Annotated in this window: 6 protein-coding genes; all 6 read right to left on the bottom strand. The window is 60.9% G+C overall.

The features are described 5' to 3' along the window. Window positions 1-262: 262 nt before the first annotated feature. The 6 genes from ACOI1H_RS23680 to ACOI1H_RS23655 all read right to left on the bottom strand — a co-directional run bounded on the left by ACOI1H_RS23680 (window position 263) and on the right by ACOI1H_RS23655 (window position 4,733). Window positions 263-469, bottom strand: a complete 207-nt coding sequence (locus ACOI1H_RS23680) for a hypothetical protein (protein WP_422440635.1) — start codon at window positions 467-469, stop codon at window positions 263-265. Between the two features lie 73 nt (window positions 470-542). After that, on the bottom strand, window positions 543-1,910 hold the full coding sequence (locus ACOI1H_RS23675) for a HipA domain-containing protein (RefSeq protein WP_422440633.1): 1,368 nt from the start codon (window positions 1,908-1,910) through the stop codon (window positions 543-545). Then, the gene (locus ACOI1H_RS23670) at window positions 1,907-2,137 is read right to left on the bottom strand and encodes a helix-turn-helix domain-containing protein (protein ID WP_422440632.1); all 231 of its coding nucleotides are present in this window, start codon (window positions 2,135-2,137) and stop codon (window positions 1,907-1,909) included. The genes ACOI1H_RS23675 and ACOI1H_RS23670 overlap by 4 nt, the downstream gene beginning before the upstream one ends. A 421-nt stretch (window positions 2,138-2,558) precedes the next feature. Next, window positions 2,559-3,029 carry a hypothetical protein gene (locus ACOI1H_RS23665; protein WP_422440631.1) on the bottom strand — a complete coding sequence of 157 codons (471 nt, stop codon included), beginning with the start codon at window positions 3,027-3,029 and terminating at the stop codon, window positions 2,559-2,561. Next, a complete protein-coding gene (locus ACOI1H_RS23660) occupies window positions 3,026-3,589 on the bottom strand; it encodes a hypothetical protein (protein WP_422440630.1) in 564 nt (187 codons plus the stop codon). Before ACOI1H_RS23660 ends, ACOI1H_RS23665 begins: the two co-directional genes overlap by 4 nt. A gap of 259 nt (window positions 3,590-3,848) precedes the next feature. After that, window positions 3,849-4,733: a hypothetical protein gene (locus ACOI1H_RS23655; protein WP_422440629.1), complete on the bottom strand. Its 885-nt coding sequence runs from the start codon at window positions 4,731-4,733 to the stop codon at window positions 3,849-3,851. Window positions 4,734-4,776 lie beyond the last annotated feature (43 nt).

Raw genomic sequence — 4,776 nt, 5'->3', positions numbered from 1 at the left:
CGGTAAAGGTCATGAAATGCATGATCACCTCCTAAGTCAGAAGTATTCCGTTAGTTTCCGTTAGTCAACTATCGTTAGACTTCGTTAGGAGGTGGAAGCAGCATTGGACGGTGTCAATCCAAATGTCGCTCTGCATCGCTTGCAGACACTCCAAAATGCCGGCGCGTTCTGCCGCCGCCTGATCAGGTCCGCAACAACGGCCCGGCGCATGACCCAGGCCTCAAGTTGGACGGCACCGCTATGGTGCCGTCCGTGGCGATCATCAGCGGCAGGCTGACCCTGTGTCGCCAGCAGGCCGCAGATCGCCTGCGAGAAGGCGCGTCAGATCGCGGCGGTCGATGACGGCATCGACGAGATCGTGCAACCGCCCGAGCTCGCCGCAGATCGGTGCCAGTGCGATGGCCTCATTGATCCAGATTGCTTCCGTCCAAGTGGAGCCTGTCACGTCGCAATCGTGATCGGACCACATGGTTTCGACACCAACAGTGTTGGATGTCACCAAGAACTGAAGACAGTGAAGTCAGGCGGCCCTTCTGATGCGTTCAGCTCCAACCGCCCCAGCCGCCGCGATTCCCTTGTCGTTTTTCGTCACGCTGGGCACGTGGAAAATAGTCGCGCTCCGGGATTGCCAAGTCGACTTCGAGAGCGCGCGACACAACCTCCAGCTGGGCTGCAATGCCGTCGGCAAGCTGCTTGTCTCCACGCTCCGCGAGCGCTGCGATGCCGGGCACGGCGACCTGCTTGAGAAGCTTGATCCAAGGCCCGGCGAGGCGGGGTTTTGCGAAACCGATGTCGGACATGGCTACAAGCAGATCCTCCTTCGTTAGATCCTCTGCAAAGGATGCACGGCCAAGATCGAAGGCAAACGCGTGAGTGTGCTGGTCATCCATCGTCGCCGGGACAACGTCGTAGAGCGGCGCAAGCTCACCGGCGGCACCCCGATAGATGATCGAGCTGTTCTTGGCGTGATTATCGGTGTTTCCGACAGCAAGGTTAAACAAGGTCTGCTGAAAAAAGCGCAGGCGGAACTGGGCGGGGGCCGCGACCTGTGCGCTGAGCTTTCCGACGGCAGCAGCGCTGAAGCGACGCTCCTCATTTGTCGCCTCGCGCTCGTATTTCAGTCTGCGCGGCAAGCCGAGGGCCTGGCAGAAATCCTCGGAGTGCAGCCGGGTGATTTTTCCGTCTTCGAAAATTCGGTCAAACCGGGTGGAGAGGATCGTTTCGATGTCCACTCCACGTCTCTCATCATGAAAAATGTGACGTTCAGCCTCGGTGACATCGAGACCGATGTCAGCCGCAACCGAGAGCAACGCGACCTCGTGGCGTGTAAGCCGCGCGTCGCCATGGGGTGAGACCTTCAGAATGTGAGTACTCGGCGCGCCACTTCCTTCCTTGGGTAAGAAGAAGCTGCCATCGCGGAAAACCAGAGCAAGCTTTGGCTGAACACCTGCAACCGGCGATGGGTCGGGGCTGTCTGCAGGCAGCCTGCCGTCGAAGTGGAGTGATCTCACCATGGCCGTGATCTCAGCTTGTGAAAGCTTCACGTAATCCTGAGGGAAAAGCCCAGGGCGTTTTCCCGGTCCAGCACCTTCCGGCATGACCGAAATCGCACCCGGACAGTCGGCACCCAGGTGATAGAGCAGCTGGCCGTAATCATCTCTATCGAGGCCATGGGTATCGACGACCCCATCAAGACCTCGCCCTTCGAAGAGGAGATTGCTGAAAAAGGCCACACACGCAGCATCACTGTAGGCCTCTTCCCTCACTGGCAGGGCCATCGAGATCCTGCAACTCGCGTTGCCGGAGGCCACGGCTGCGGCACTGTAGGTGAAGCGGAGCGTCTTGTCGTCGAACCGCTCCAAGATGCCGACTGGCCCATTCACCTGTTCGACCCAGACCTCGAGATTCATTGCCGGACGTTTCCGACGAGATCGATTCCGAGCGCCGCGCACAGGCGCAGACATGTCTCCAGGTTCACCCCGCTCCGACCCGTCTCGATCTTCGAAAGGTTAGGCTGTGGAATGCCGCAGAGTGAAGCCAGCATCTCCTGATTCATCTTGAGATGACGTCGCCGCGTTTTGATAAGCCTTCCGAGCGCATCGGAGCTGTCAATGACGTGTTGTTGATGGCTTTCCACGGCTTTTGCTCATCACCATATTGCGATTTCGCTATAATATAAGCTGTTCTGTCGGTGAAAGATAGAAAATATTGCGAATAGGCTATATTTAATCGCCATGCGTCCGGCCAATGACAAAATATAGCGCTTAAACAATAATTCAGAACCTTGGGCATCAACTTGCATGATGACAAAGCGCAGTAGGATGCACGTTTGATTGCACCGACAACGGCGTGTGGCTGACCGACAGAGTCTTGGCCAGATATTTCGACTTCGGCGTAGTACAATGAGCCCGGCGGGCAGCTGCCAACCGGATCAACGAGGGCTCAATAAGCAGCCTGAGGCAGACGAGCGCTTCCCGTATTTTTACACCATTCAACGCAACCGTCCTTGACCCAATAATGGTTCGAACGGCACCCATCGGTGCCGTCCGTGGCGATCATCAGCGGCAGGCCGGCCCCGTGTCGCCAGCCGGTCCCGGATCGCCCGCAAGCAGGCGGGTCAGATCACGGCGGTCGATGACCGCATCGACGAGATCGCGCAACCGCCCGAGCTCACCGCAGATCGGTGCCAGTGCGATGGCCTCATCGGTCCAGATCGTTTCCGTCCAGGTTGATCCGGTCACGTCGCCGTCGTGATCCGACCACATGGTTTCGACGACCAGATGACTTGTCATCTCCTCCGTGAGGACTTGCGTCACGTCCCGGAGATCGGCCTGAAAACCTGCGCTGAACAGGTCTCGCCGCGCGATGCTGTCTGCGGCTGCGATGGCCTGCGCCCTCGTTGGCGCATGCAGCATCGGGATGACGATCGTCCGCAATACCGGCAAAACGATCCGGCTTTGTGCCAGGGCCCGCAGCGCCAACGTCTCGACTGACAAGCCTGTCAGGTCTGCGTCCACGCTCGCACTCATGACCGGTCACCCACAGCTCCGGCGTCAGGGTGTCGCGATAGCCGCAACGCCACCGTGAATTCCCGGCCCGCCGCCTGTCCCCGGCGCGAGTAGCTGCTCCGGCCCCGCAGGCGCGCTGTGTGCATGTCGCGCAGGGCATGGATGCGGCCACGCACTGCGTTCATTTGAGCGAACGGCTGCCCGTCGAGGCGCCCCAGGACGGGGGACTCAGTGACGGACGCCTCCACGAACCCCGCGTGCGTCAGCGGCACCAGTAGTCGGCGTGCACCCATGAAACACGTGGGCGCGTTGAGACCGGCTGGCGCATACTCTGCCCGGCGACGGACATGGATCTGCTGGCTCACACCGGAGCGCCTGTGGGACGCTGCCCCGCAGGCAAGCTGAGCATAGCGCAGCCCCCCGTGCACTTCGATGTCGAGGATCAGGCAGGGGCGCGCCTCGTGTTCGCTAACGGTTCCATCCTCGGAAAGCGGGAAACGGAAATAGACGATGTCCCCATAGCTGACGTCGTCGCGCCAGGCGTGGGTCATCGTCGGGGTGTGGTGTGCCGTGTCGAGCATGTCGACCTCCTCGTTTGTGATCGCCGCACCTCCCGACCTGCTCCACAAGGGCGTGGGCCTCGTCATCGTGCGCGACACCCGGCGCGTGCACGATGACGAGGCTCAAGGCCTTACAGCCTCAAGCTGCCTGCTGCTCCGCGTCAGGCGCCGCCTGACGACTGATGGGGTCTGCGTGGCGATCGGCCCGTGCCCGGCATTGGGCCAGTCGTATCGGGCCGGACTTTCCAGACCAGACGCGCTGGCAGGACCGCCGGTCCACTCACGGCTGTGGCGGCTTGAGGCGCCAACCGGTCTTGCTCAGCCGCGCTACGAGGTCGGGCAAGTCTGCTGACGCCACCCTAGTGTGGCCGGCGGGATCAATCACGACGCAGGCTCGCGTCCAGACCGAGCATTTTGCAATGCCGGAGGCGGTCCAAAGACCACCCCGACGCTGCAGCCGGACCACGACCGTATCGATCCCGGCCAAAAAACCTCGCGCCTCGAGCAGGACGACAGCCGTGAGGCCGTAATGGGCGCAAGACAGCCGGATGGCGTTGATGATGACGGCGCTGACGTCCGACCAGCGGGCCTCCGGCTTCCCCGTCCAGATGCCCGCCTGTTGCACCTCGAAGGTGAATGCGGCTTTGCGGGTCCGCCGGACGACGGAGACCAGGCTGAAAATCTGGAAGTCGGCGACCGATCCGAATTTGCGCAATGCGCTGGCATCCAGCAGACCATAGCGCTCTCCGTCCAGGATTGTACGAAGCATCGCATCTTCGAAGCGCCAGGTCAGCCATGCGTTCTGATGTCCGAATTCCAAAACGTCGAGGATGTTTGTCTGCCGCAGATCGGCAATTCCTGGAGCCAGGTTGCGGTTGCCGTTGTCTGACTCGAGCCCGAGAGTCCGGCGGAGTGCGGCGCACGGCGCGCGATAACCGTCAGGAGGCTGGCGGACCTCGGCTGACCACTCCGGCAGATCACGGCAGGTCCTGTGCAGCAGGGCGTGCAGCAGGCGATGGCCATTGAGAGACATCGGGACCGCACTGCATGGCTCGACGAATAGTCTCGACATACGATACATGTCATCGGTGGCGATATCAGTTGGACCGGCACCGGAGATCGGGGTGTGCGCTGTCGCTCCTGGATTGATGATCGGATAGGTCATGTGTTGCCTCCTGCTGCTGAAGGGCAGGATGTGCGGTCATAAC

Source organism: Loktanella sp. DJP18 (assembly GCF_049310965.1).
GTDB lineage: Bacteria > Pseudomonadota > Alphaproteobacteria > Rhodobacterales > Rhodobacteraceae > Loktanella.
This window is presented reverse-complemented; position numbering and strand designations above follow the sequence as displayed.

What these genes read in the sequence shown, in the direction of transcription:
- ACOI1H_RS23655 (WP_422440629.1), bottom strand. Translation starts at nt 4,733, where the DNA reads ATGACCTATCCGATCATCAATCCAGGAGCGACAGCGCACACCCCGATC.
- ACOI1H_RS23680 (WP_422440635.1), bottom strand. Translation starts at nt 469, where the DNA reads ATGTGGTCCGATCACGATTGCGACGTGACAGGCTCCACTTGGACGGAA.
- ACOI1H_RS23675 (WP_422440633.1), bottom strand. Translation starts at nt 1,910, where the DNA reads ATGAATCTCGAGGTCTGGGTCGAACAGGTGAATGGGCCAGTCGGCATC.
- ACOI1H_RS23665 (WP_422440631.1), bottom strand. Translation starts at nt 3,029, where the DNA reads ATGAGTGCGAGCGTGGACGCAGACCTGACAGGCTTGTCAGTCGAGACG.
- ACOI1H_RS23660 (WP_422440630.1), bottom strand. Translation starts at nt 3,589, where the DNA reads ATGCTCGACACGGCACACCACACCCCGACGATGACCCACGCCTGGCGC.